The following is a 25,556-nucleotide window of genomic DNA, read 5'->3' as shown; positions in this document are numbered from 1 at the left end:
CGTGTAACACCGGCGCGCAAGACTGGCACGCACCCGTCACACGCCGCGTCGCGCGACGGGCGACCGTCGTCGGAGAACTAGGGTGGCGGGATGCGGGGAGCAGTGGTCGGGACACTGGGCCTGTGGGTCGCGGCCGCTGCCGCACTGGTGGCCGGTGCGGTGGGCGGCGTGCTCCTCTCGATGGCCCGGGCCGACCCGGGTCGCGACGTGACCGCACCGGTGCCTGCGGTCTCGCCCTCGGTGCCCGTGGACCCGCCGCTGCCGCTGCGCCCGGACACCGAGTCCGCGGCGCTCCAGCCGGGCCTCAAGTACGTCGAGCAGACGATCGGAGCGAACGGCTTCGAGATCCCGGTGGTGGCCCCGCGCGACTGGTTGCGGATCGACACCACCGAGGCCGAGGCCAAGTGGGTGGTGCCGGGCAACCGGCGCAACACCTTCCTGCTGCGGATCGAGAAGGTGAGCAGCCAGAACCAGACGATCGACGCCATCAAGTCCCAGCGCATCGCCGACCTGAAGGTCGTCACCGAGGACTTCCGGCTCGTGCACGAGACCGACACGAGCATCCAGATCGTCTACGTCGACAACGGGCTGACCCGCTACGGCAACCTGCGGTGGATCAAGGATCCCGACTCCTCGGAGGCCCTCGTCGAGATCGCCGCCAACGGCCGCGAGCGCGACGAGGTCGGCCTCCTCGACATGGTCATCCGGGTCGGCAACGGCATCGAGGCCCGGCTCGGGGCGAGGCGCTAGAGCCCGCTGGTGTCGACCGAGTCCAGCACCCGGTTGGCGGTGCCCCGGTCGTCGCTGCGCACCTGTATCCACAGCAGCCGGTCGGTGGTCACCTGGACCACGCGCTCGACCACCACCCCGGGACAGTCCACGTGCACGACGGTACGCAGGTCGTCGCCGTCGACCGTGTCCTCGACCACCGGGCGGCGCTCGCCGCACTCCGGGTGCCGCGGGACCGTCGTGGGCAGCGACCGGCCGGCCAGCAGCCCGACGAACACCCCCTGACCGTCCTGGCGCCAGCCGGCGCGGGTGCCCACCGACAGCGCGGGCTGGTCGGTGTTCGCACCGGGCGGGGTCCAGCCGTCACCTGCCGAGACCCCGGTCCACGAGGCTGGCACCCGCACGGACAGCGTGCCCTGGTCGTCCACGACCTCGACCGTGCGGTGGCTCAAGCGGTGCCCGCCGTAGCCGCCGGCGACGCCGACGACGAGCGCGACCACCAGCGCGGCAATCACCCGGACCGGACCGTGCCCGCGTCGGGTCGCGGTCGGCTCGGGCGTCACCGGCACCACCTGGGTCGGTTCGCGACGGGCAGCCGGCCAGTCGGGCGTCGACGACGGTGCGCGGTCGCCGTACGCCTCCTCGAGCGCGCGTGTGTACGACGGCACGTCGAGGAAGCGGTCCTCCCGCACGGGCGCCAGCGCGCGGCGCACGACCGCGTCGACCTCGACCGGCACCACCTCACCCATCGGCGCCGGCGGCCCGGGCTCCGCGGCCGCCGCGAGGGACGCGTGCGCATAGGGCGCGCGGCCGCTGAGAAGGAGGTAGGTGAGCGAAGCCAGGGAGTAGAGGTCGGCGCGCGCGTCGAGCCCCTCGCCTCGCGCCTGCTCGGGCGCGACGCACGAGGGGGTGCCGGCGATCATCGTGAGGCGCGACGACATGTCGAGGGTCTTGCCCAGGCCGAGGTCGGCCACCATCGCCCGCACCTCGCCGTCGGCCCCGGTGCGGAAGAGGACGTTGGCCGGCTTCACGTCGCGGTGCAGGATGCCGCGCACGTGCAGGGCGTGCAGCCCGTCGCCGACCTGGCGGACCACGTCGAGCGCGTCCGCCGGGCTCAGCGGGTCGATCTCGAGCCGGTCGGCGAGCGTGCCCTGGTCGGCGTACGTCATCACCAGATAGGGCCGGCCGTCGTCGAGCTCGCCGGCGTCGAAGACCGACACCACGTGCGGCGACTCGACCTTGCGCAGGAAGCGACCCTCGTCGACGAACCGCTGCCGCACATGCAGGTCGGCGGCCCAGTTGTCGGCGAGGACCTTGATCGCGACGTCGCTGTCGAGCTGCTCGTCGTAGGCCAGCCACACCGTGGCGAAGCCGCCCGCGCCGATGCGGTGACGCACCGGGTAGCGACCGAGACGCGAGGGAGGGGGCACGGTTGCATTATCTTGCAGAGACCACGGGGAGGGGTGAGCCATGCGGGCAGCGGCCGCGACACCTGACGAGATCGACGACCTGGCGCGCCGCGCCCAGGACGGCGACCGCGACGCGCTCGACTCGCTGCTGGCGGTCGTCTCGCCGCGCACGCTGGCCATCTGCCGCGGCGTGCTGCCCTACTCCTCCGACGCCGAGGACGCCTGCCAGGAGGCACTGCTGAGCGTCGCGACGAAGATCGGCTCATGGCACGGTCGCGGCCGGTTCACCACTTGGCTGCACGTCGTGGCCCTCAACAGTGCCCGGACGACGTACCGAAAGCTCAAGAACCAGGCGATCCCCTCCGACGTGCTCCCGCTCGACCGCCCCGACCCGCGCACGACCAGCGTCATCGCCGGCACCCGGCTCGACCTGCTGGACGCGATGGAGAGCATCGAGGGCGACCACCCCCAGCTCGTCGAGCCACTGCTCCTCCGCGACGTCTACGGCATGGCGTACGACGAGATCGCGGCGCTGCTCGACCTGCCGCTCGGCACCGTGAAGGCCCAGATCCACACCGGCCGCAAGCTGGCGCGCCCGCTGCTGAGGGGCGACGCATGACCCCGGCCGATCTTCCGGGCCCCGACCACATGCGCCGGATGTGGGACAACGACCGCACCTCGCAGGCGCTCGGCATGTCGCTCGTCTCGGTGGCTCCCGGGCGGGCCGAGATGACCATGCCGGTGCGCGACGACATGGTCAACGGTCACGGCATCGGCCACGGCGGCATCACCTTCACCCTGGCCGACTCGACCTTCGCGTTCGCCTGCAACTCCCACGGCCCGGCCACGGTGGCGCACAGCGCGTCGATCCGCTTCCACGCGCCGGTGCGGCTCGGCGACGTCCTCACCGCGACGGCGGTCGAGCGGTCCCACGACGGCCGGCGCGGCGTGTACGACGTCGAGGTGCGCGCCGGCGACCGACTGGTCGCCACGTTCGAGGGTCACGCGACCCGGCTGCCGGAGGAGCCGGCGTGAGGACGACACCGGCGGCCCTGGCCGTCGTGCTCCTGCTCGCCACGGGGTGCTCCGGCGACGGGTCGGAGCCCGACGACTCCGACGGTGGCCGCCCGGCCGGGGGTTCGCCCACCGCCGCCCCCCAGCCGGCAGATCCGGCGGCAGCCGCGGCCGACCTCGACGCCGCCCGCAGCACGCCGGTCGAGGACAGCGTCTATCCCGACGCCGGTGACCCCGGGGTCGACGCACTCCACTACGACCTCGAGCTCGCCTGGTCACCCACGCGGCGGCGCCTCGACGGCACCGCCACCATCACGCTGCGCGCCACGACCGACGCGCCGCGCCTCCAGCTCGACCTGGGCCCCAGCCTGAAGCCCCGCAGCGTCACGCTCGACGGAGCAGACGTGCCGTTCAGCCATCCCGGCAAGGACCTCGTCGTCGACGCGCCCGTCACGGGCGACCAGCAGTACGAGCTCGTCGTGACCTACCGCGGCGAGCCCGCGCCGGTGCCCGCGCCCACCCGTCGCGCGGACTTCTCGGTCACCGGCATGACCGTCACCGACGCCGGGGAGCTCTGGACGATGCAGGAGCCGTTCGGCGCCTACACGTGGTACCCCGTCAACGACCAGCCGGCCGACAAGGCGCTCTACGACTTCACGATCACCACCGACGCGCCCTTCACCGGCGTGGCCAACGGAGAGCTCGTGGAGTCCGTGACCGACAAGGGACGCACCACCACGCGCTGGCACCTCGACACCCCGGCGTCGTCGTACCTCACGACGATGGCGGTGGGCGACTACCAGCACTCGGCGGACACCACCAGCAGCGGCCTGACGATCGACTACTGGTATCCCCGCGGCCTCCCCGAGGCGCTGCCCCTGCTCCGCAAGGCGCCGCACGCCGTCGACTGGGTCGAGGAGAGGCTCGGCCCCTACCCCTTCAGCACCCTCGGTCTGGTCGTCACCGATGCCGTGAGCGCGATGGAGACGCAGACGATGGTCACCCTGGGCACCGGCGACTACGTGCTCTCGGAGCCGGTGATCATGCACGAGATCGCGCACCAGTGGTACGGCGACATCGTCAGCCCCTCCGACTGGCGCGACGTATGGCTCAACGAGGGGATGACGATGTACCTCCAAGCCGGCTACGAGGCCGACCTGGCCGGCGTACCCGTCGCGGAGGAGCTGGCTGACTACGCCGGCGCCTGCCGCGCGTCGCTGCCGGGCGACGGGCCGCCCGGTGCCTACAACGCGGCCGGCTTCGGCGCGAGCAACATCTACTACTGCCCCGCGCTGATGTGGGACGAGCTGCGCAAGCGCGTCGGCGAGGACGAGTTCTGGGCGGTCGCCCGCAGCTGGCTCGACGACAACGCCGGCACCTCCGCCGGCCGGGAGCAGCTCTACGACCACTGGGAGAGGGCGACCGGGCTCGAGCTCTCGTCGTTCTTCGACAGCTGGATCATGGGACGCACCATGCCGGAGCCGACCGCCGGGTAGCCGCACCGTCCGCCCGTAGCGAACTCCCTTGCTGAGATCGGGGCCGCACGGTGAGGGTGAGTGCCATGCGACTCCTCGTGCTCGGTGGCACCCAGTTCCTCTCCCACGCTGTGGCCGCGGAGGCGCTCGGCCGGGGCCACGACGTGACCTGTGCCTGCCGGGGCGTCTCCGGCGAGGTGGCCGACGGTGCCGAGCTGATCGTGTGGGATCGCGCCGACGACGCCCCGCCCGACGTCACCGGGACCGGCTGGGACGCCGTCGTCGACGTCAGCCGGGTGCCGTCGCACGTACGCCGCGCCGTCGCCGCAGTGCCCGATGCGCACTGGGTGTTCGTCTCCACGATCAACGTCTACCCCGACAACCACCTGCCCGGCACCCCCGCCACGTCCCGGCTGCACGAGCCGATCACCGAGGACCTCGACCCGGCGTCGAGCCCCGAGGCGTACGGCGCGATGAAGGTCGCCTGCGAGCAGATCGTGACCGAAGGCACCGCGTCCAGCATGGTCATCCGGCCCGGGCTCATCGTCGGGCCCGGCGACGGCACCGGCAGGTTCACCTACTGGCCCTGGCGGCTCGACCGCGGCGGCGAGGTGCTGGCGCCGGGCTCGCCCGACGACTCGGTGCAGATCATCGACGTCCGCGACCTGGCGGGCTGGATCGTCGACAGCGCCGAGTCACGCCGTACCGGCACCTACGACGGCGTCGGAGAGATCCTCGGCATCGGCGAGCTGCTCGCCCAGGCGGCCGAGGGGACGGGGTTCGACGGCTCGTTCACGTGGGTCGACCAGGGGTTCCTGGGCGACCAGGGCGTGCAGCCGTGGTCGGGCGACGACGGCATCCCGCTCTGGCTGCCCCGCCCGGAGTACGACGGGATGACCGCCCACGACCCCACGCCGTCCTTCGAGGCGGGGCTGGGAGTGCGGTCGGTCGCCGACACCACCCGGGACACGCTTGCCTGGCTGCAGGAGACCCCCGGTGCGGCGCGCACGGGCATCTCCTCGGAGGTGGAGGCGCGAGTGCTGGCCGCCTGGCACACCCGGTAAGTCAGGATCCGCCGTCGCGGAATACAACCGGGAGTCGCGTGGTTCGGTTAGTTGAAGATTCATTCACCTCGACTGATCCTGGAGCTCCTCATGCGTCTCTTCTCCCGCAAGCCCGCCGCCCGACCCACCGCCGTCACCACCCCGAAGAGCCCGGTGGCCGCTCCCAGCGCCTTCGGTGCGCCCACCGCCGTCCTCAACGACATCGCCGGTGACTACACCATCGACGCCTCCCACTCCCGCCTCGGCTTCTCGGCGCGGCACGCGATGGTCACGACGGTCCGCGGAACCTTCCCCGACTTCACCGGCACGGCGCTGGTCGACACCGCCACCCCGGCCAACTCCCACGTCCACCTGGCCATCAAGGCGGCCAGCATCAGCACCGGCTCCCCGGATCGTGACGGCCACCTGGCCTCGGCCGACTTCTTCGATGTCGAGACGTTCCCCGAGCTCACCTTCCAGTCCACCAAGGTGGCCCGCGAAGGCGACACCTGGACCGTGACCGGCGACCTCACCATCAAGGACGTCACCCGGCCGGTGACCATCGAGTTCGAGCAGACCGGGTCCGCGACCGACCCCTTCGGCAACACCCGGCTCGGGTTCGAGGGCGCCACCACGATCAACCGCAAGGACTGGGGCCTGGCGTGGAACGCAGCCCTCGAGACCGGTGGCGTGCTCGTGTCGGAGAAGATCAAGCTCGACTTCGACGTCTCCGCCATCAAGAACGCCTGACGCACTCCGCACGGCAGCCGCTCGCGAACGCCGTGACCCGCAGGCCGCACCCGGTCGGGTGCGGCCTGCCGGGGGTCAGGGGCGCTGATTCGTGCGTGACACCAGGCACTCGCTCGTCGCCTCGCCCAGAGCGGTCTTGACCTCCGGGTCGACCGTGGCGAGGTCCCGGTCGTAGAAGACCATCCGCTCGTCCAGGAACCGCGCCTCGACCAGCGCGCCGACGCCCACCGACGCCACCCACCGCTCGGCGATGCAGGTGGCGCGCGCCGGGCCGACGAGGAGCTGTCCGTCGAAGGCCGCGGCGATGCTGGCGACGGCACGCCGCTCGTCGGCGTCCGACCAGGCGACGCGGGCCGGCTCACCCGCGGCAGGCTGCGCGGCGGCCTGGTCGCCACGCATCGCCGCGCCCGCCCACACCGCGCCACCGACGCCCAGCGCGAGGGCCGCGACCACGGCCGCGACCACGGCGGCGGCCCGGCCGCGACGACGCCGCGCGAGGGGCGTCGCGACCAGCCACGACGGCCCGGGCAGCGAGCCGGCCAGGCGGAGGTCGTCACGCAGCGCGGCCGCCGAGGGGTAGGCCAGCGCGGGGTGGGCGGCCAGGGCCGTGCGCAGCACGTGGTTGACGTGCAGCACCTGCGGCGAGTCGCCGGCCAGCTGTCGCACCGGCCCGGCGTACGGCGCGAGGCCGGTCAGGGTCGTCCACAGCAACCAGCCGAGGGTGCGGACGTCCCACGCGGCGTCCAGCGGGCCCGGCTCGGCCGCCGGCGACGAGCCCAGGCCGGCGAGGTAGGCGGTCACCCCGTCGGGGCGCTCGCGCAGCAGCACGTTGGCGGGCTGGATGTCGCGGTGCACGAGACCCGCGAGGTGCAGGTCGGCGAGGCCGGCAGCCATGTCGCACACCAGGTCGAGCGCCACGCCCAGCGGCGGGGCGCCGCGGGTGCGCAGCGCCGTGCCGAGGTCGGCGTCGCGGGTGAGCTGGCTGGCGAGGTAGAGGCGGCCGCGGTCCTCGCCGAAGGTGTAGACGCGGGCCAGGTTGCCGGACTCCAGCGTGACCATCGCCCGCGCCTCACGCGCGAAGCGCACCCGGAAGCCCCGGTCACCGGAGAGGTGCGGGGGCACGACCCGCAGGGCCACGTCGGCGTGGACGCTGCCCCCCGGTCGGCTGGGCGTGGCGCCGTAGACCGCTCCCGCGGCATCGCCACCCAGCACGTGCGTGATCCGGAAGGGTCCGATCTCCTCACCGCTGTGCGGATAGACCTGGGGCGCAGCGCTCACCACCCGGTCCTACCCGCCACCGACACCTGCAAACGTCGGGTGCCGCCCAGGTGAACGGACGGTTCAGAACAGCAGGGCCGACGCGGGATCCTCGAGGATGCCGGCCACGTCGGAGAGGAAGCGCGACCCCTTCTCACCGTCGATGTGCCGGTGGTCGAAGGACAGCGCGAGCGTCGTGATCTGCCGCGGCACGATCTCGTCGACCCCGTCGTTCTGCACCACCCAGGGCTGCTTGCGCACCGCCCCGAAGCACAGGATGGCCGACTCGCCGGGGTTGATGATCGGGGTGCCGGCATCGACGCCGAAGACTCCGACGTTGGTGATGGTGAAGGTGCCGTCGCTCATCTCGGCAGGCTGGGTCCGGCCCTCGCGAGCCGTGGCGGTGAGCTGGTTGAGCGCCCCAGCCAGGTCGAGCAGGTCGAGGGAGTCGGCGTCCTTGACGTTGGGTACGACGAGCCCGCGGGGGGTCGCGGCCGCGATGCCGAGGTTGACGTAGTGCTTGAGGACGACCTCCTGCGCCTGCTCGTCCCAGAAGGAGTTGATCTCCGGAGTGCGCCGCATCGCGAGGATGGCGGCACGGCTGAGCACGAGCAGCGGGCTGACCTTGACGTCCCTGAACTCACGCCGCTGCCGCACCCGGTCGACGAACTCCATGGTGCGGGTGACGTCGACGGTGATCCACTCGGTGACGTGGGGAGCGGTGAAGGCGGAGTCGACCATCGCGCCGGCCATCATCTTGCGGACACCCTTGATCGGCTCGCGGGTCTCGCGTTGGCCGGCCGGGACGTCATACGGACGGGGCTCCGGGCGGCTCCCACCGGATGACGTTGCGGCACGCGAGCCGGCGGCCTCGACGTCGGCGCGGGTGATCACGCCGCCTGCTCCCGAGCCGGTCAGCGTCGCGAGGTCGACGCCGAGGTCCTTGGCCAGCTTGCGCACCGGCGGCTTGGCCAGCACACGCACCTCCGCCGGGGTCTGGGCGCGCGACGGCACCAGGGCCGGCGCGGGCGGCTCGCTGCTCCGCGGACGCGCCGACGTGGCGGGCACGGCGGGCTCGTCGGACTCGACGACCGGCTCGCTCTGCGCCCCACCGGGCGCGAAGGCCCCCTGGACCTGCATCTGGGTGGCCGCGGCAGACTCCGTCGACGGCGACGCCGAGCCCTTGCGCGCCCGGCGCAGCGGGCCGCGGTCGGCCTTCATCCGGCCGACCAGGGACTCGCCCTCGGCGCTGCCGCTGGCTGCCGGGTTGGACAGGTCGATCTCCATCTCGGGCGCGGGAGCGGCGGCGGGCGCCGGAGCGGTGGCCTCGGCGGGGTCGCCGATCGAGATGATCGGGGTGCCGACGGGCACCATCTCACCCTCCGACACCATCAGCGACAGCACGGTGCCGGCGTACGGCGAAGGCAGCTCGACCAGGGACTTGGCGGTCTCGATCTCGACGATGATGTCGTTGATCTCGACCGTGTCGCCCTCCTTGACCTTCCAGGTCACGATCTCGGCCTCGGTGAGGCCCTCACCGACATCGGGCAGCTTGAACTCGGACATGTGGCCCTCTCAGAAAGGTCGAGTCTCAGAAGTCGAGCGAGCGGTCGACGGCGTCGAGCACGCGGTCCAGGTCGGGGAGGAAGTCCTCCTCGATCCGAGACGCCGGGTAGGGCGTGTCGAACCCGCCCACGCGCAGCACCGGGGCCTCCAGGGAGTAGAAGCACTCCTCGGTGATCCGGGCCGACACCTCGGCACCCATGCCGAGGTTGACGTGCGCCTCGTGGGTGATGACCGCGCGGCCGGTGCGGCGCACGGACTCGAAGACCGGGGCCATGTCGAGCGGGGAGAGGGTTCGCAGGTCGATGACCTCGAGCGACTTGCCCTCCCCGGCGGCGGCGTCGGCGGCCTTGAGCGCCGTCTTGACCGTGGGACCGTAGGCGAGCACGGTGGCGTCGGTGCCGGCCCTGACGATGCGGCTGGTGAAGAGCGGGTCGGGGGTGGCCGACTCGTCGAGCTCGGCCTTGTCGGCGTGGTACTGCCGCTTGGGCTCGAGGAAGATCACCGGGTCGTCGCTGGCGATCGCCTGCTGGATCATCCAGTAGCCGTCGACCGGGTTGGAGCACGCCACGACCTTGAGCCCGGGAGTGTGCGCGAACTGCGCCTCCGGCGACTCCGAGTGGTGCTCGACCGCGCCGATGCCGCCGCCGAACGGGATCCGGATGACCATCGGCATCTTCGAGCGGCCCTTGGAGCGGTAGCTCATCTTCGCGACCTGGCACACGATCTGGTCGTACGCCGGGTAGACGAAGCCGTCGAACTGGATCTCGACCACGGGCCGGTAGCCGCGCAGCGCCATGCCGACCGCGGTGCCGACGATGCCGGACTCCGCCAGCGGCGAGTCGATGACGCGGTCCTCGCCGAAGTCCTTCTGCAGGCCGTCGGTGATCCGGAAGACGCCGCCGAGCTTGCCGACGTCCTCGCCCATGATGAGGACCTTGGGGTCGTCCTCCATCGCCTTGCGCAGGCCCATGTTCAGGCCCTTGGCGAGAGTGATCTTCTGCGTGCTCATCCCCGTGTTCCGTTCACTCGCAGTTCGACCGCACACTCACGGTCCCTACTCGGGTGCAGACCGATGCGGTCTCTCGCTTCGCTCACGAGTGGCTCCCCTCGAACGACTCCAAGTACGCCGCGTAGCCCGCGCGCTGGGCGGCGATCTCCTCGGTCTCCTCGGCGTAGACGTGGTCGAACATGCTCAGCGGCGACGGGTCGGGCAGCGCCTTGCAGCCCTCGCGCAGGTAGTGGCCGAGCTCGTCGGCCTCGACCTTGAGCGCGTCGATGAACGCGTCGTCGACCAGGCCGTTGCGGCGCAAGTAGGCCTCGAGCCGGGCGATGGGGTCCTTGAGCTTCCAGTTCTCGACGTCGTCGGAGAGCCGGTAGCGGGTCGGGTCGTCGGTGGTCGTGTGGGCGCCCATCCGGTAGGTGTAGGCCTCCACGAACGTCGGGCCCTGGCCGTCCCGGGCCCGCTGCAGCGCCGCCTGCGTGACGGCGTACGTCGCGAGCACGTCGTTGCCGTCGACGCGCACGCCCGGGAAGCCGAAGCCCAGGGCACGCTGGTAGAGCGGGATCCGGCTCTGCCGCTCGATGGGCTCGGAGATGGCCCACTGGTTGTTCTGGCAGAAGAACACCACGGGAGCGTTGTAGGACGCGGCGAAGATGAACGCCTCGTTGACGTCGCCCTGGCTGCTGGCGCCGTCACCGAAGTGTGCGATCACCGCGGCGTCGCGCTCGGGGTCGCCGGTGCCGACGACGCCGTCGCGCTGCATGCCCATGGCGTAACCGGTGGCGTGCAGGGCCTGGGCGCCGATGACGATGGTGTAGAGCCCGAAGTTGTTGTCGTTAGGGTTCCACGCACCGTGGTCGACCCCCCGGAACAGTCCGAGCAGGTCGAGCGGGTCGACGCCACGGCAGTAGGCGACGCCGTGCTCGCGGTAGGTCGGGAACACGTAGTCCTGTGGGCGCAGCGCGCGGCCGGCGCCGATCTGCGCCGCCTCCTGGCCGAGCAGCTGGGCCCAGATGCCCAGCTCGCCGTGGCGCTGGAGCGCGGTGGCCTCGGTGTCGATGCGTCGGGTCAGGACCATGTCGCGGTAGAAGCCGCGCAGCTCCTCCGCGCTGAAATCGCGGTCGAACTCCGGGTGGTGGACGCGCTCACCCTCGGGGGTCAGCAGCTGGACGAGCTCTGGTCCGCCGTCTTGCTGCGAGGGCCCGAAGACCTCCGCGAGGTCGGGGCCGAATCCGTGGTGGCTCAACGTGGGCTCCTTCGTGTCACCGGGGCAGCGCGGGGTCGCCGCTCCGCCACCTTGCACCTGCACCGGACAGGGTGCCAGTCGGGGTGTGACCGCCACCACAGGTCCGGGGTGACCAAACCTACCGGCGAGGTTCCCCGGGCCGCCAATCCGGCTACCCGCGGACCCTTAGGGTGACCACCATGGGCGTCGGACACGGGCATGGGCACGGCCCGCCCCCGACCGGTCACGCGGGGGGTCGGCACCGCTGGCGGCTCGGTGTCGCGTTCGGCCTGGTCGCCGCCTTCTTCCTCGTCGAGCTGGTCTTCGGCCTGCTCTCCGGCTCGCTGGCGCTGCTCTCGGACGCCGGCCACATGGCCGCCGACGTGGTGGCCCTCGGGGCGGCGCTCGCGGCGACCCGGATCGCCACCCGCGCCGACAGCAGCGGGCTGCGCACGTTCGGCTCCTACCGCGCGGAGGTCTTCGCGTCCGGGCTGACCGTGCTGCTGATGCTCGGGGCCGCGGCGTACGTCGCGTGGGAGGCGATCGCCCGCATCGGCGAGGGCGCCCAGGTCGATGCCGGGCCGCTGCTGGTCGTCGGCACGCTCGGGCTCCTCGTGAACATGGTGGCGCTGGTGCTCCTGCGCGGCGGTGCGGGAGAGAGCCTCAACGTCAAGGGCGCCTACCTCGAGGTGGTCGCCGACACGGTGGGCTCGGTCGGCGTGATCGCCGCGGGACTCCTGGTGGCCCTGACCGGCGACAGCTGGTGGGACACCGTGGTGGCGCTGGCGATCGCGGCGTTCGTCGCGGTGCGCGCGGTGATGCTGGGCCGGGAGGTGCTGGCGGTGCTGGGCCAGCATGCGCCGGCGGGCGTCGTACCCGCCGAGGTCGAGTCGGCGCTGTGCCGCGTCCCCGGCGTACGCGAGGTGCACGATCTCCACGTGTGGACCCTGACCTCCGGCATGAACGTCGCCACCGCGCACCTGCTCTCGGCGCCGGCCACCGACGTGGACGACGTGCTGAGCGCGGCGCGCGTCGTGCTCATGGAGGGCTACGGCGTCGAGCACGCCACCCTCCAAGTCGAGACCGATGCCTCCGACTGCGGCAAGACCGACTGGTGAGGCGGCTGATGGGTGGCGCCCTGGGCGCCCTTGCACTGCTCGTGACCCTGCTCGCGCCGACCGCGCCGGCGGACGCCGTGGCGGAGTCGCGCTGGTCGCCGCGACCGATCCTGCACGGCAACTTCGCCGACCCCGCCGTCGAGCGCTTCGGCAAGGGCTACGTCGGGGTCGCCACCGGCGAGCGGGCGCCGCGCGCCTGGACCCGCACGTCGAAGGGCACCTGGTCCGAGGGCGGCCCGGCGCTGCGCCGGCTCCCCGGATGGGCGCGACCCGGCGACGTCTGGGCCGCTGACATCCAGCGGGTCGGCGGCTGGTGGCTCCTCTACTTCTCCGCGCCCGTCGCGGGCCTGGGCGAGTCCGGGCGCTGCACCGGGGTGGCGCGGTCGCGGTCGCCGCAGCGCCTGTTCGTCCCGGTCGGCAGCGCTCCCCTGGTGTGTCCGGCGTACGCCGACGTGCCGGCCGCCCAGGACCAGCTGCTGCCTCGCGACCCCACCCTGCCGCGGGCGGGCACCATCGACCCGTCCGTGTACGTCGACCCTTCAGGCGCCCGCTTCCTGCTCTACAAGACCGACCGGATCCCCTCGTCCATCCGGATCGTCCAGCTGAGCAGCAACGGCCGCCGGATCCGCACCGGCACCGTCAGCCAGGAGCTGCTGCGCTCGCCGGGCGTGGTCGAGAACCCGGTGCTGATCCACCGCCCGGAGGGCTGGGTGATGCTGCTGTCGGAGGGCGACTACACGCGGTGCGCCTACCGCACGCTGTGGTACCGCTCGGCCTCGCTGCTCGACTGGAGCGTGGCTCAGTCCGGAGTGCTGCTCGACGCGGCGAGCACCCGGCTGTGCGGCCCAGGCGGGGCCGATCTCGCAGACGGCCCCGGCGGTCGCCAGCGGATCTTCCTCCACGGCTGGACCTGCCACCGCAAGCCACGGCCGTGCGGCAGCGGCTTCGACTGGTCCAAGCGCGAGCGGCAGCGCGCGGTGCGGTCGATGTACGCCGCCCGGCTGCGCTGGACCGCAGGGCTGCCGTCGGTCGCGGAGTGGATGAAGCCCTGACCGTCGGGTACCGCTCGGCATGCCCACCACTCACCTCGTCGACTCGCTGGTCCGCGCGCCCTACTGGCTCGGCTCCCGGCTGCGCCGGGCCCGGATGTTCCACCCGCGCGGGATCGCCTTCGCGGCCCGGCTGCACCTCACGGGCGAGGGTCCCCTGCCGACCGGGGAGCACGCCTGCCTGGTGCGGCTGTCCAAGGCCCTCGGCACGCCCGGCGACCTGCCTGACATCCTCGGGGTGGGGCTGCGCCTCGAGGTAGACGGGGAGCCGGTCGACGTGCTCGCCGCCACCTGCGCCGGATTCGACGGATGGCGACGGCTCGTCCTGTGGCCGGTCGCGTCCTGGAGCACGGCTCGGCTCTCCTCCCTGATGGCGTGGGAGTCCGAGGACGGTGCCCGGGCGCAGGTGCTGATGGAGACGGCCGACCCGGGCCTGCCGTCCCCCGACGTACGCGCTCTCGCCCACCGGCTGCCGGTTCGCCTTCGCGTGCGGGTGGTCGGTCGCCACGGCGACCTGCAGACCGGCGCCCTGGTCGTGGAGGGCCCGCGCGTGCAGCCCGTCGACTTCGACCCGGTGCTGCACCACCCCCGGGGGTGGCGGCTCGTGCCCGACTGGCTGGCGTCCGCCCGTGCGTCGGCCTACGACGCCAGCCGGAACGCGCGACCCGACACTGTCGGGCCGGGGCGTTCCGTCAGAGCCGGTCGCGCCCGTGGGGGGTCGTCCAGCCGCTGAGGTCCGGGCCGCCGGGCACGATGCCGGTGGGGTTCACGTCCGAGTGCACGACGTAGTAGTGCTTCTTGATCTGGTCGAAGTCGACGGTGTCGCCGAAGCCGGGCGTCTGGAAGAGGTCGCGGGCGTAGGCCCACAGCACCGGCATCTCGCTGAGCTTGTTGCGGTTGCACTTGAAGTGCCCGTGGTAGACGGGATCGAAGCGGACCAGCGAGGTGAACAGCCGCACGTCGGCCTCGGTGATGGTGTCCCCCATCAGGTAGCGGCGGTCGGCCAGCCGCTCCTCGAGCCAGTCCAGGGTCTCGAAGACCTGCGCGTACGCCCTGTCGTACGCCCTCTGGGACCCGGCGAAGCCGCAGCGGTAGACACCGTTGTTGACACCCTCGAAGATGCGCTGCATCACCTCGTCCATCTCGGCACGGACGTCGGCGGGCCACAGGTCCGGGGCGTCGGGACGGTGGAACTTCCGCCACTCGAAGAAGAGGTCCTCGGTGATCTGGGGGAAGTCGTTGGTGACGACCTTGCCGCTCGGGACGTCGACGATCGCGGGCACCGTGATGCCGCGCGGGTAGTCGGGAACCCGGGCGAAGTAGGCCTCCTGGAGCCGCTCGATGCCGAGCACCGGGTCGCGCCCGCCGGGGTCGAGGTCGAAGGTCCAGCTGTTGACGTCGTGGGTCGGGCCGGGCGTGCCCAGCGAGATGACGTCGCCCAGGCCGAGCAGCTCGCGGACGATGATGGCCCGGCTCGCCCAGGGGCAGGCACGCGCCGCGATCAGGCGGTAGCGCCCGGGCTCGACCGGCCAGCCGTCGGCGCCGTCGCGGGTGATCCGGTCCGGAAGGTAGTTCATGTCCCGGTCGAAGCCGTCGGCCTCGACGTACTTCGGGGTCAGGTCTGCGTCGCGGTCGGCCATACCTCCATTGTCCCAGACCCGCGACAGAAGTTCAACTTTCAACCAGTGGTGGACTGCCCGGAGGCCGGACCCTTCACGACGATGGGCCGGATCCTCGCCCAGGCCAGGAAGCCGACCCCGACGACGAGCAGTGCGATCCCGGCCCACAGGTTCGCGTTGATGTCGCCGGTCTTCTCCGGCGCGGTGTCGCCGAAGATGCCCATCACCAGCAGGATCACGCCGTAGATCGACAGCAGGCCGCCGATGATGTTGCGTACGTCGAGGGCACCGGCGGTGCGGGTGCCGCCCTCGGGAGCGGTGCCGCGGTCGGGAGTGCTCTGTTCAGACATCCGTTCCTCCTCAGAACGCCGCGTTCAAGATGATGACCATCACCAGCGCCACCCCGGCGAGCGGGACGGTGCGGCGGTACCACGGGAAGGTGTGCTCCTCGGGGTCGGTGCGTTGCTCCTTCGGCGTCTCGGAGTAGACGAGGCCCACCAGCTCCGAGACGGGCTTCGGCCTGGTGACCATGGAGACGGCGATGCTGAGCGCGACGTCGACCACGAACGCCGTCGAGGCTGCCAGGAACGCCGCGCCTTGTCCCCCGATGGGGATGACGCCCGTGCTGGCGGAGCCGAAGGCGTCCTCGGACAGGAAGGCCACCAGGACCGCCGAGGCCGTGCCGGCGACCAGGCCGACCCACCCGGCTGTGGGTGTCATCCGCTTCCAGAACATGCCCAGGATGAACGTGGCGAAGAGCGGAGCGTTGAAGAAGCCGAACAGCGTCTGGAGGTAGTTCATGATGTTCGAGAAGTTCGACGCCAGCGACGCGGTGAAGATGGCGACGACGGTGGCCCCGACCGTCGCAAGTCGACCGATCTTCAGGTAGTAGTCGTCGTCACGCTCCTTGATGACGTAGCGCTCCCAGAGGTCGTAGCTGAAGACGGTGTTGAACGCCGAGATGTTGGCGGCCATGCCGGCCATGAACGCGGCCATCAGGCCCGCGATCGCCAGCCCCAGCAGCCCGTTGGGCAGCAGGTCGCGCATCAGGTAGAGCAGGGAGTCGTTGTAGGCCACGCCCTCCCCGGACGCGCCGCCGGCGACCGACTGGCCGGCCTTGACGTCGGCGATCTCCGTGACCAGGACCGCGGCGATCATGCCCGGGACGATCGTGATGAACGGTACGAACATCTTGGGGAAGGCACCGATGACCGGCGTCTTGCGGGCCGCTGAGATCGAGTTGGACGCCATGGCCCGCTGGACCTCGACGAAGTTCGTCGTCCAGTAGCCGAAGGAGAGGACGAAACCGAGGCCGAAGACGATGCCCACGACCGACCAGATGTCGGAGCTGAAGCCCGACAGGGCGTTGCCGGGCCACGAGTTGAGCTGGTCGGCGGCGGTTGGTCCGTCGGGGTTGCTCGATGCGGCCGCGGTTATCTTCTCGGTCAGCCCGTCCCACCCGCCGACCCGGTGCAGCCCGATCAGGGTGAGCGGCGCCAGCGAGGCCACGATCACGAAGAACTGGAGCACCTCGTTGTAGATGGCCGCGCTGAGACCGCCCAGGGTGATGTAGGAGAGCACGATGGCTGCCGCCACGATGAGCGCCACCCAGAGCGACCAGCCGAGCAGGGCACGGATGATCGAGCCGAGCAGGAACAGGTTGATGCCCGCGATCAGCAGCTGGGCCACCGCGAAGGAGATCGCGTTGACCAGGTGGGCGCCGGTCCCGAACCGGCGGTGCATGAACTCGGGGACCGAGCGCACCTTGGAGCCGTAGTAGAACGGCATCATCACGACGCCGAGGAAGAGCATCGCCGGGATCGCGCCGATCCAGAAGTAGTGGACCGTCGGCAGCCCGAACTCTGCTCCACTCGCGGACATGCCCATGATCTCGACGGCACCGAGGTTGGCCGAGATGAAGGCCAGGCCGGTCACCCAGGCCGGCAGCGACCTGCCGGAGAGGAAGAAGTCCACGGAGTGCGAGATGTGCCTGCGGGCCAGCACCCCGATGCCGAGCACCGCCACGAAGTAGATGGCGACGATCAGGTAGTCGACGAAGTCCGCGTCGATGAGGGTGTTGGCCATCACGGAGACCTCTGCGGTCACCGAAAGTGTCGTCATGCTTCCTCCCGAAAAGTCAGGTCACGGTAGCGCGCTCAGCGGGCGAAACGGCGCGCCAGCTCGATGACACGCTCGAGGCTCTCCGGCTCGCCCACCGTGACCCGGGCGCCCTCCCCCGCGAACGGGCGCACCGTGATGCCGAGCTCGTCGGCTACCGCGGCGAACTCGGTCGTGCGCTCCCCCAGCGCGAACCAGACGAAGTTGCCCTGGGGGTCCGGCACCCGCCAGCCCACGTCGGTGAGGCCGGCGACGAGCTCGGCCCGCCGCGACACCAGCTCGTCGACCCGGGCCAGCAGCTCGGGCTCGGCGTCGAGCGACGCGATGGCCGCGGCCTGGGCGACCCCGGAGACCCCGAAGGGCAGCGACACCGCACGCAGGGCGCCGGCCAGTGGTGCCGCCGCGATGGCGTAGCCGACGCGGAACCCGGCCAGCCCGTAGGCCTTGGAGAAGGTCCGCGTCACGATGACGTTGCTGTGGGTGCGGTACGTCGCGACCCCGTCGACCGGGTCGGCCATCCGCACGAACTCGAGGTAGGCCTCGTCGACGACGACCACGACGTGCGCGGGCACCGTGGCGATGAACGCGTCGAGCTCGGCCTGGGTCACCGACGGTCCCGACGGGTTGTTGGGCGTGCAGACGAGCACGACCCGGGTGCGCTCGGTGATCGCGGCGGACATCGCGGAGAGGTCGTGGTGGCCGTCCTCGCGGAGCGGCACGCGCACGGAGGTCGCGGCGGCGGCGGCCACCGCGATCGGGTATGCCTCGAACGAGCGCCAGGCATAGACGACCTCGTCCCCGGGCTCGCAGAACGCCTGGAGCAGCTGGTAGATCAGCGCCACCGACCCGGTGGCGGCGGCCAGGTCGCTCACCGGCACACCCAGCCGCGCGGAGAGGGCGTCGTACAGGGCGGAGCTGCCCATGTCGGGGTACCGGTTCATCTGCGCCACCGCCGCCTGGGCCGCCTCGACCACGCCCGGCAGCGGTGGGTAGGGGTTCTCGTTCGACGACAGCTTGTACGACGTCAGTCCGGGCCGGGGCGCGGCCGACTTGCCTGCGACGTAGGTCGGGATCTCGAGCACGTTGCGGCGCGGCGTCGGGGCGGAGGGCGGGTGCGACATGCGCGTCACCCTAACCGCAGTCTGAGCCGCCACATCCCCGCTGGTTGAGGTGCGACGTCACCGCTGGTTGAGGTGCGACGAGCGCAGCGAGGAGCCTCGAAACCGAGGTGGTCGCCGCGGCCGGCAACCTCACTGAGCAGAGCGGTGCCGCCACGGCCGCAGCACCAGCACGAGCACCAGGCCGATGGCGAAGCCGATCACCGCGCCGGTGACGTTGTCGACGACGTCGGTGATGTCGCAGGCGCGGTCGATCCGTGCCAGCTCGAACTGGGTGCGCTCGATGAGCAGGGAGTAGCCGGCGAGCCCGAGCAGCCCCACCGGCGCCAGCACGAGCCCGGCCCGCCACCGGGAGACCGCCAGCACGAGGAACGCGCCGGCCGGCACGAAGAGCAGCGTGTTGAGCGCGCGTTGGCCGCCGGAGAGGATCCAGAAGCCGTCCGGGGCCGGACCGCCGTAGTCCATCGAGCACTCCGGCAACCGCGACTCGGCGGGCACCACCCCGATCGAGGCGTCTGTGGGCAGCAGCGTGACCAACGCGATCACCACGACCGACCACAGCAGGCCCGCGATCGCCCAGCCGGTGACCCAGCCGAGACGCCGCCGGAGCAGCAGCGCCAGGGGGATCAGCACCGCACCGGCCGCGAGACTGCCGAGCACCATGCTGCCCGTGCCGGCCATCTCCACCACGTCGTCGAGGCTACCGACCGACCCCCGTCAGGGGATGACGACCTCGCCACCGGGCACCACCGGCAGGTCGCGGCCGATGGTGACGTCGAGCGGGTTGGTCAGGCAGCGGATCGAGCCGCCACCCTTGTGGAACTCGCCGAGCTCGAGCAGCACGATATCGAAGCCCCACGCCTCGAGCCGGGCGCGCACCGCGTCGGGGCAGGCCGGCATCAGGATCGTCGTGCCGATCACGATCGAGTTGGCGGCGAACGTCTCGAGGGCGTCGGCCTCCGACAGGATCAGCGGCTCGGGCACGAGCTCCAGCAGCGCGGCGGCGGAGGCGTCGTCGAAGGCGGCCGGGCAGACGATCGCTCGGCGGTCGTCGAGCGGGCAGAACGCGAGGTCCATGTGGTACATCCCCGGGTGGGTGATGCGGAAGCCGCGGACCCGGGTGCCGAGGTCGGTGGCCAGGTGCTTGAGCGCGAGCTCCTCGCTGCGCGGGCCGTAGCCCACCACGAGCGCGTCGCCCCAGGCGAAGGCGTCGCCCGCCTCGAAGTGGGCGCCGACACCCTCCAGCCCGACGTACGACGTGGCGTAGCCGAGGTCGGCGAAGAACGGCTGCGCGCTGTCGGTCTCCATCCGGCGCTCGGCGTAGCGCATGTGCGACATCACCATCGAGGGCGTGCCGTCGGGCCGCACCACGGCCAGGCCGAGGTTCATCGCGTAGACCATGTCGGGCGCGTCCTCGCGCTGCTCGAGCACCTGCACGGTGCCGCCGCGCTCCTCGATGGCCGCGACCAGACGGTCCCACTGGTCGCGGGCCAGCAGCGGGTCGGGCTGGTCGGCGAGGTCCATGAACGGGTTGATCCGGTAGTCGACCCGGAAGTGGTCGGGACGGACCATCGCGTAGCTCGTGCCCCACGCCAGTGCGCTCATGCCGGGTCGCCTCCTCAGGCGTCGTAGTCGGATTGTCAGACAATCTGACAACCTCCGCAGTGTGCCCGACCGACCGGTACGGCGCAAGTCGGGCTAGGCCGGCCCGCCCGGGACCTGAAGGAGGACTGAGCGGATGACTGGGCGGATGACTGGGCGGAGGACTGGGACGAGGACTGGGAGGATGTCTGCATGCCAGACCAGTTCGCCTCGCTCGGGATCGAGCAGAGCTCGACCGTCGACCGGGTCGCCGACGAGCTCCGCCGAGCCGTCTTCGACGGCGAGCTAGAGAGCGGCACCCCGCTGCGCGAGGTGGCCCTTGCGGAGTCCCTCGGCGTCTCCCGACCCACCGTGCGCGAGGCATTGGCCGCCCTGGTCGCCGAGGGCCTGGCCACCCGCGAGCCGAACCGCGGCGTCGCCGTCGCCGCGCCCGACCCGGAGTCGGTGCGCGACGTGTGCCGCGCCCGGGCGGTGCTGGAGGTGGCCGGCGTACGCAACTGGCACCTGGCGGCCGAGCCGGCCCGCGAACGGGTCCGGGCGGCGCTGGTCGCCTACACCGGCGCCGTCGCCGCCGGCGGGTCCTACCAGCTGCTCAACGAGCGCCACCTCGCCGTGCACGCGTCCTTCGTCGGCCTGCTCGGCTCGACCCGGCTCGTCGCCGTGGCCGAGAGCCTCAGCGCCGAGCTCAGGCTGGCCCTCGCTCAGATCGACCGGATCCGGCGCAACGCCCACGACCAGGCCGGGACGCACACCCACCTGGTGATGATGCTGGAGCGGGGAGACGTCGACGCTGCCGCGGACGACCTGACGCAGCACCTCGCCGACGCCGAGACCGCGATCATCGGGGCGCTGGGAGCGTCTCCGCGCCCGTGACCGGTCCCGCCGGCCGCATCGTCGGCGTCGACGTCGCGCGCTGCCTCGCCCTGCTCGGCATGATGGCGACCCACATCCTCGAGCCGCTCGGCGGCGACGGCGAGCTGACCACGATCCAGTCGATCGCGTCGGGCCGGGCGTCCGGGCTCTTCGCCCTGCTCGCCGGGGTGTCGCTCGCGCTCGTGACCGGCGGCGCGCGGCCGCACCAGGGGCGCCGGCTGCACGGCGACCGCGCCGGCATCGTGGTCCGGGCGCTGCTGATCGCCTTCATCGGGCTGCTGCTCGGCGGGCTGCCGACCGACATTGCCATCATCCTCGTCTACTACGCCGTGCTGTTCGTGCTGGCCCTGCCCTTCCTCGGGCTGGGCTGGCGACCCCTCGCCCTGCTCGCCCTGGCCTGGACGGTGGCGGGTCCGGTCGCCAGCATGCTGCTGCGCTCCGGCCTCGAGTCGCCCGCGCGGCTCGTGCCGTCCTTCGAGCACCTGGCCGCGCCGGCGGACCTGGCCCAGAGCCTCCTGCTCACCGGCTACTACCCGGCGATCGGCTGGTTCGCCTACCTGCTGGCCGGCCTGGCGATCGGTCGGCTCGACCTCCGCCGATCCGCGGTAGCCGCGCGGGTGGCGCTCGTCGGGGCGGCGGTGGCCGGCGTGACGTGGGTGGTGTCGACCGACCTCACCGGCGACGCCGGGGTACGTCGCGCACTGCTGCGCGCCGACCACGGCGGTGCCACCACGTGGACCGAGCTGCGCCGTCAGCTCGACCAGGGCTCCTTCGGGACCACGCCCACCGACTCGTGGTGGTGGCTGGTCCCCATCGGCCCGCACTCGGGCACGTCGTTCACCTTCCTCCACACGATCGGCTGCTCGCTGGCCGTGCTGGGCCTCGCTGTGCTGGCCGCGCGGGTCGTCACCCGCGGATGGGCGGTCGTCTTCGGGGCCGGCGCGATGACGCTGACGCTCTACTCGCTCCACATCGTGCTGCTCACCCCGGAGATCCCGCCGGCGGAGGTCCCGTCGAGCTACCTCCCCCAGGTGCTCGTCGTACTCCTCATCGGGGCGGCGTACGCACTCGCCCGCACGCGGGGGCCCCTGGAGTCGCTCATCGGGGCCTGCAGCGGGGCGGTCGCGAGAGCCCTGACCGGCCGCGAATGAGCCCCACTAGGGTGGCCGCATGCGCTTCGTGACCTGGCTGGTGTCGACCGCCGCCGCCGTCGCGGTGGCGGCCTGGCTGCTCGACGACATCTGGTTCGACGGACCGAACGCCGGCCTCGACGAGGTCCAGGAGAAGATCGTCCCGCTGCTGCTGGTGTCGCTGATCCTCGGCGCCGTCAGCGTGTTCGTGGAGCCGGTCGTGAAGATCCTGTCGCTGCCCTTCATCGTGCTGACCATCGGGCTCTTCCTGCTCGTCATCAACGCACTGATGCTGATGCTCACCGCCTGGATCGCCGGTCACCTCGACATCGGCTTCCACGTCGAGGGCTTCTGGGCCGCCCTGCTCGGGGGCCTGGTCATCACCATCGTCAACGGCTTCATCGACATCGCCGTGCTGGACGACTGAGGCGCCCGTGCCCGACGTGCCCGAGCCGCTCCCGAGGTCGGCCGCAGCGTCCGGTCCCTACCGGATCGCCCTGGTCTGCCTGGGCAACATCTGCCGGTCGCCCATGGCCCACGTCGTGCTGGAGTCCAAGCTCCGGGAGGCAGGCCTTGCCGGGACCGTCGAGGTGGCCAGCTCCGGCACGGGCGACTGGCACGTCGGCCGGCCGATGGACACCCGGGCCGCAGCGGCCCTGACCGGCGGTGGGTACGACGGGTCGGCCCACCGCGCCCGGCAGTTCGACGCGACCTGGCTCGACCACGACCTGGTGCTGGTGATGGACGAGGCGAACCTGGCCGACGTACGGGCCCTGGGCGGCTCGGCCGACCGCGTGCGGCTCTTCCGCGAGTTCGATCCGGTCGACCCCGGCAGCGACGTACCGGACCCGTACTACGGTGGTGAGGACGGCTTCAGGGAGGTGTTGACCATGGTCGAACGCACCAGTGCCGCGCTCGTGGCCGCTCTCCGGGCCGCTCGCGTCGGGTCGGGCTCGTGACGCGGCAGCCACTCGTCGCCCGGCGTGCCGAGGAGCTCCTCGGCGTGGCCGTGGTGAGCACCGCCCCGGTCGCCGGTGGCGACATCTCCACCGCCACCCGGCTGCGGCTCAACGACGGCACCACGGCGCTGATGAAGACGCTCCCGCGCGCGCCCGACGGCTTCTTCGAGACGGAGGCCGCCGGTCTCCGCTGGCTCGGCGAGACCCCCGACGGGGTGCCGGTGCCGGAGGTGCTGGGCGTCGACCACGAGTGCGTGGTGATCCGCTGGGTCGAGCCGGGCAAGACCACGCTCGAGGCGGCCACCGACTTCGGCCAGCGGCTGGCGGTCACGCACCGGGCCGGCGCTGCGTCGTACGGCGCTGAGCGGGACGGCTTCATCGGCAAGCTGCCGCTGCCCAACCGCACCGCCGCGTCGTGGCCGGAGTTCTACGCCACCCGCCGGGTGCTGCCCTACCTCAAGATCGCGCGCGACCGGGGCTCCGTCACCGACGCCGACGCCGCCACGATCGAGGCCATCATCGGCAGGCTCGCCACGCTGCTGCCCGACGAGCCGCCGGCCCGCGTGCACGGGGACCTCTGGAACGGCAACTGCCTGTGGGGCCTCGACGGGCACGTCCACATCATCGATCCCGCGGCCTACGGCGGGCACCGCGAGCTCGACCTCGCCATGCTCGCGCTCTTCGGGCTGCCACACCTGCCGCGGGTGATGGCGGCGTACGACGAGGCGAGCCCGCTGGCCGACGGCTGGGAGGACCGGCTGGCGATCCATCAGCTGCACCCCCTGCTCGTGCACGCCTGCCACTTCGGCGGGTCCTACGGCACGCGGGCCGCCGAGCTCGCCCGACGCTACGCCTGACGGCGCGCCAGCGGGCCGGCCTCCGTGGTCACCGGCGCCTGTGGACCGTGGTCAGGCGGACGACCTTCGACGTCGACGCCGCGAGCAGGCGGTTGCCCCGGGTCTCGGCCTCGAACTGCGCGCGCGGCAGGGTGCCCAGCCAGCGGACCTTCCGCGACCAGGTGCCGCCGTAGTCGTAGACGCCGTTGGCGCCGCGCAGCGGGGTGAACGTCCTCTCGCCGGGTCCACGGGCCAGCACTCGCAGCCGCAGGGGAAGGGCGTCGTCAGGCACCCGCATCCAGCCGCTCGGCGACTGGACGTCGACCTTCACCCGGAACCGGATCGGCTGACCGGGCCTCGGCGTGCGGTCCGAGAGGGTGAGGGCGGTCCGCGTCTGCGGCCTGGCCATGGTGAACGCCGCTGACGGCAGCTGCTCGGCGTGCGTGACGCCGCCGGCGTCGACCCAGCTGAGCGCTCCGGAGAGCGTGTAGTCGCCGGGGACGTAGACGCCCGCCGTGCCGGCGTACCCGCAGAAGTCCAGGGTCGTGGACCCGCTGGGCTGGTCACCGAGGGCGGAGGACAGGCTGACGAACGGCCCCGGGGCGCCGTCGCTGCGCGTGCTGGAGAGGAACAGCGACCAGTTCCCGGAGCCCGGCGTCGCCGCGTAGGCCACCGGGTGGTGGACGCATGCCTGGAAGAGGACACCGTCGGAGGTGGTCAGCGTGCCCGGCGCCCGGGCTGATGCGGAGGCGGAGGTGAGGCCAGCTACGGCGACGACGACTGCGAGAACGGCGGCGACGAGGAGGCGCCGCACCCCATCGCGAGCCGCTGCAGGATCCGTCATCGACCTGGCAGCCTCCTCGTTGACCTCCCGCCGGCGCGGGGGTGCTCATTATGCAGTCGTCGGCGGATGCAGCTCCTCTTCCCGCACTCTCAGGCGCGGCTCAGGCCCGGCTGGCAGCATGGGGCCGTGAACACACCCGGTCAACGCGTCCTGGTCGTCGACGACGACCGGGCGGTCCGCGAGTCGCTGCGACGCAGCCTGGAGTTCAACGGGTACGCCGTCGCGCTGGCCTCCGACGGAGCCGAGGCGCTCGCCGGCATCGCGTCGACGGCCCCCGACGTGGTGATCATGGACGTGATGATGCCGCGGCTCGACGGCCTCGAGGCCACCCGTGCGCTCCGGGCCGCCGGCAACGACGTCCCGGTGCTGGTGCTGACCGCCCGGGACGCCGTGGGCGACCGGGTCGAGGGTCTCGACGCCGGCGCCGACGACTACCTCACCAAGCCGTTCGCCCTGGAGGAGCTGCTCGCGCGGCTGCGCGCGCTGCTGCGCCGCGTCGTACCCCACGAGGACGATCCGGACGAGACGCTCACCTTCGGCGACCTCAGCATGGAAATCGCCACCCGGGTCGTCCGCCGTGGAGAGCGGTCCATCGAGCTGACCCGCACGGAGTTCACCCTGCTGGAGATGTTCCTGCGCCGCCCGCGGCGGGTGCTGGAGCGCTCGTTCATCCTCGAGGAGGTCTGGGGCTACGACTTCCCCACCACCGCCAACTCCCTCGAGGTGTACGTCGGCTACCTGCGCCGCAAGACCGAGGCCGAGGGCGAGCCGCGGGTCCTCCACACCGTGCGCGGGGTCGGCTACGTCCTCAAGGACGCGTGA

Annotated in this window: 27 protein-coding genes; 15 read left to right on the top strand and 12 right to left on the bottom strand. The window is 72.0% G+C overall.

Annotated features, from left to right (window positions below):
- The first annotated feature begins 90 nt into the window (after positions 1–90).
- A complete protein-coding gene (locus ACP7BP_RS14730) occupies positions 91–750 on the top strand; it encodes a hypothetical protein (protein ID WP_426245597.1) in 660 nt (219 codons plus the stop codon).
- Here ACP7BP_RS14730 and ACP7BP_RS14725 read toward each other — a convergent pair.
- Positions 747–2,159, bottom strand: coding sequence for a serine/threonine-protein kinase (locus tag ACP7BP_RS14725; protein ID WP_426245595.1), 1,413 nt, complete (start codon positions 2,157–2,159; stop codon positions 747–749). The two genes, ACP7BP_RS14730 and ACP7BP_RS14725, sit on opposite strands and share 4 nt — an antisense overlap.
- Before the next feature lie 40 nt (positions 2,160–2,199).
- On the opposite strand from ACP7BP_RS14725, the gene ACP7BP_RS14720 reads away from it, so the two are divergent.
- From ACP7BP_RS14720 to ACP7BP_RS14700, 5 genes are all read left to right on the top strand, one after another.
- The gene (locus tag ACP7BP_RS14720; RefSeq protein WP_426245594.1) at positions 2,200–2,757 is read left to right on the top strand and encodes an RNA polymerase sigma factor; all 558 of its coding nucleotides are present in this window, start codon (positions 2,200–2,202) and stop codon (positions 2,755–2,757) included.
- Positions 2,754–3,173, top strand: a complete 420-nt coding sequence (paaI, locus tag ACP7BP_RS14715) for a hydroxyphenylacetyl-CoA thioesterase PaaI (protein WP_426245592.1) — start codon at positions 2,754–2,756, stop codon at positions 3,171–3,173. Before ACP7BP_RS14720 ends, paaI begins: the two co-directional genes overlap by 4 nt.
- Entirely contained in the window at positions 3,170–4,648 is a 1,479-nt protein-coding gene (locus ACP7BP_RS14710; protein ID WP_426245591.1) for a M1 family metallopeptidase, read from the top strand. Before paaI ends, ACP7BP_RS14710 begins: the two co-directional genes overlap by 4 nt.
- A gap of 65 nt (positions 4,649–4,713) precedes the next feature.
- Positions 4,714–5,691 carry an NAD-dependent epimerase/dehydratase family protein gene (locus tag ACP7BP_RS14705; protein ID WP_426245589.1) on the top strand — a complete coding sequence of 326 codons (978 nt, stop codon included), beginning with the start codon at positions 4,714–4,716 and terminating at the stop codon, positions 5,689–5,691.
- A gap of 90 nt (positions 5,692–5,781) precedes the next feature.
- Positions 5,782–6,420 (top strand): YceI family protein, encoded by a 639-nt coding sequence (locus ACP7BP_RS14700; protein ID WP_426245588.1) that lies wholly within the window; start codon positions 5,782–5,784, stop codon positions 6,418–6,420.
- Between the two features lie 75 nt (positions 6,421–6,495).
- On the opposite strand, the gene ACP7BP_RS14695 is transcribed toward ACP7BP_RS14700, so the two are convergent.
- From ACP7BP_RS14695 to pdhA, 4 genes are all read right to left on the bottom strand, one after another.
- Entirely contained in the window at positions 6,496–7,698 is a 1,203-nt protein-coding gene (locus tag ACP7BP_RS14695) for a protein kinase (protein ID WP_426245586.1), read from the bottom strand.
- 63 nt (positions 7,699–7,761) lie between these two features.
- The gene (locus ACP7BP_RS14690; RefSeq protein ID WP_426245584.1) at positions 7,762–9,243 is read right to left on the bottom strand and encodes a dihydrolipoamide acetyltransferase family protein; all 1,482 of its coding nucleotides are present in this window, start codon (positions 9,241–9,243) and stop codon (positions 7,762–7,764) included.
- 25 nt (positions 9,244–9,268) lie between these two features.
- Positions 9,269–10,252 carry an alpha-ketoacid dehydrogenase subunit beta gene (locus tag ACP7BP_RS14685; RefSeq protein WP_426245582.1) on the bottom strand — a complete coding sequence of 328 codons (984 nt, stop codon included), beginning with the start codon at positions 10,250–10,252 and terminating at the stop codon, positions 9,269–9,271.
- Between the two features lie 82 nt (positions 10,253–10,334).
- The gene (gene pdhA / locus ACP7BP_RS14680) at positions 10,335–11,489 is read right to left on the bottom strand and encodes a pyruvate dehydrogenase (acetyl-transferring) E1 component subunit alpha (RefSeq protein ID WP_426245581.1); all 1,155 of its coding nucleotides are present in this window, start codon (positions 11,487–11,489) and stop codon (positions 10,335–10,337) included.
- Positions 11,490–11,668: 179 nt separating this feature from the next.
- Between pdhA and ACP7BP_RS14675 the strand changes: the two genes are divergently transcribed.
- The 3 genes from ACP7BP_RS14675 to ACP7BP_RS14665 are packed head-to-tail and all read left to right on the top strand — an operon-like array spanning position 11,669 to position 14,368.
- A complete protein-coding gene (locus ACP7BP_RS14675; protein WP_426245579.1) occupies positions 11,669–12,586 on the top strand; it encodes a cation diffusion facilitator family transporter in 918 nt (305 codons plus the stop codon).
- Positions 12,583–13,638 carry a family 43 glycosylhydrolase gene (locus ACP7BP_RS14670; RefSeq protein ID WP_426245577.1) on the top strand — a complete coding sequence of 352 codons (1,056 nt, stop codon included), beginning with the start codon at positions 12,583–12,585 and terminating at the stop codon, positions 13,636–13,638. The genes ACP7BP_RS14675 and ACP7BP_RS14670 overlap by 4 nt, the downstream gene beginning before the upstream one ends.
- A 19-nt stretch (positions 13,639–13,657) precedes the next feature.
- Positions 13,658–14,368: a hypothetical protein gene (locus tag ACP7BP_RS14665; RefSeq protein WP_426245575.1), complete on the top strand. Its 711-nt coding sequence runs from the start codon at positions 13,658–13,660 to the stop codon at positions 14,366–14,368.
- On the opposite strand, the gene ACP7BP_RS14660 is transcribed toward ACP7BP_RS14665, so the two are convergent.
- The 6 genes from ACP7BP_RS14660 to ACP7BP_RS14635 all read right to left on the bottom strand — a co-directional run bounded on the left by ACP7BP_RS14660 (position 14,328) and on the right by ACP7BP_RS14635 (position 20,095).
- Positions 14,328–15,275: a glutathione S-transferase family protein gene (locus tag ACP7BP_RS14660; protein ID WP_426245574.1), complete on the bottom strand. Its 948-nt coding sequence runs from the start codon at positions 15,273–15,275 to the stop codon at positions 14,328–14,330. The two genes, ACP7BP_RS14665 and ACP7BP_RS14660, sit on opposite strands and share 41 nt — an antisense overlap.
- Before the next feature lie 38 nt (positions 15,276–15,313).
- Complete coding sequence (locus ACP7BP_RS14655) at positions 15,314–15,604, bottom strand: hypothetical protein (RefSeq protein WP_426245572.1); 291 nt, start codon at positions 15,602–15,604, stop codon at positions 15,314–15,316.
- 10 nt (positions 15,605–15,614) lie between these two features.
- Positions 15,615–17,342 (bottom strand): sodium:solute symporter family protein, encoded by a 1,728-nt coding sequence (locus ACP7BP_RS14650; RefSeq protein ID WP_426246221.1) that lies wholly within the window; start codon positions 17,340–17,342, stop codon positions 15,615–15,617.
- Between the two features lie 68 nt (positions 17,343–17,410).
- Positions 17,411–18,493 carry a histidinol-phosphate transaminase gene (gene hisC, locus ACP7BP_RS14645; RefSeq protein WP_426245571.1) on the bottom strand — a complete coding sequence of 361 codons (1,083 nt, stop codon included), beginning with the start codon at positions 18,491–18,493 and terminating at the stop codon, positions 17,411–17,413.
- Between the two features lie 129 nt (positions 18,494–18,622).
- Positions 18,623–19,171, bottom strand: coding sequence for a VanZ family protein (locus ACP7BP_RS14640; RefSeq protein WP_426246220.1), 549 nt, complete (start codon positions 19,169–19,171; stop codon positions 18,623–18,625).
- A gap of 36 nt (positions 19,172–19,207) precedes the next feature.
- Positions 19,208–20,095: a dimethylarginine dimethylaminohydrolase family protein gene (locus tag ACP7BP_RS14635; protein WP_426245570.1), complete on the bottom strand. Its 888-nt coding sequence runs from the start codon at positions 20,093–20,095 to the stop codon at positions 19,208–19,210.
- A gap of 189 nt (positions 20,096–20,284) precedes the next feature.
- On the opposite strand from ACP7BP_RS14635, the gene ACP7BP_RS14630 reads away from it, so the two are divergent.
- From ACP7BP_RS14630 to ACP7BP_RS14610, 5 genes are read left to right on the top strand one after another with little or no spacing between them, the layout of a single operon-like run.
- A complete protein-coding gene (locus ACP7BP_RS14630) occupies positions 20,285–20,965 on the top strand; it encodes a GntR family transcriptional regulator (RefSeq protein WP_426245568.1) in 681 nt (226 codons plus the stop codon).
- On the top strand, positions 20,962–22,116 hold the full coding sequence (locus ACP7BP_RS14625) for a heparan-alpha-glucosaminide N-acetyltransferase domain-containing protein (protein ID WP_426245566.1): 1,155 nt from the start codon (positions 20,962–20,964) through the stop codon (positions 22,114–22,116). Before ACP7BP_RS14630 ends, ACP7BP_RS14625 begins: the two co-directional genes overlap by 4 nt.
- 19 nt (positions 22,117–22,135) lie before the next feature.
- A complete protein-coding gene (locus ACP7BP_RS14620) occupies positions 22,136–22,522 on the top strand; it encodes a phage holin family protein (protein ID WP_426245564.1) in 387 nt (128 codons plus the stop codon).
- 7 nt (positions 22,523–22,529) lie between these two features.
- Entirely contained in the window at positions 22,530–23,054 is a 525-nt protein-coding gene (locus tag ACP7BP_RS14615; RefSeq protein ID WP_426245562.1) for a low molecular weight protein-tyrosine-phosphatase, read from the top strand.
- A complete protein-coding gene (locus ACP7BP_RS14610; RefSeq protein ID WP_426245561.1) occupies positions 23,051–23,911 on the top strand; it encodes a fructosamine kinase family protein in 861 nt (286 codons plus the stop codon). The genes ACP7BP_RS14615 and ACP7BP_RS14610 overlap by 4 nt, the downstream gene beginning before the upstream one ends.
- 28 nt (positions 23,912–23,939) lie before the next feature.
- Here the strand turns inward: ACP7BP_RS14610 and ACP7BP_RS14605 are convergent, their stop codons facing one another.
- The gene (locus tag ACP7BP_RS14605; protein ID WP_426245560.1) at positions 23,940–24,734 is read right to left on the bottom strand and encodes a hypothetical protein; all 795 of its coding nucleotides are present in this window, start codon (positions 24,732–24,734) and stop codon (positions 23,940–23,942) included.
- 126 nt (positions 24,735–24,860) lie between these two features.
- Between ACP7BP_RS14605 and ACP7BP_RS14600 the strand changes: the two genes are divergently transcribed.
- Positions 24,861–25,556 carry a response regulator transcription factor gene (locus ACP7BP_RS14600; protein ID WP_426245558.1) on the top strand — a complete coding sequence of 232 codons (696 nt, stop codon included), beginning with the start codon at positions 24,861–24,863 and terminating at the stop codon, positions 25,554–25,556.

Origin of the sequence: Nocardioides sp. LHG3406-4, assembly GCF_049897745.1 — a bacterium.
Lineage (GTDB): Bacteria > Actinomycetota > Actinomycetes > Propionibacteriales > Nocardioidaceae > Nocardioides.
This window is presented reverse-complemented; position numbering and strand designations above follow the sequence as displayed.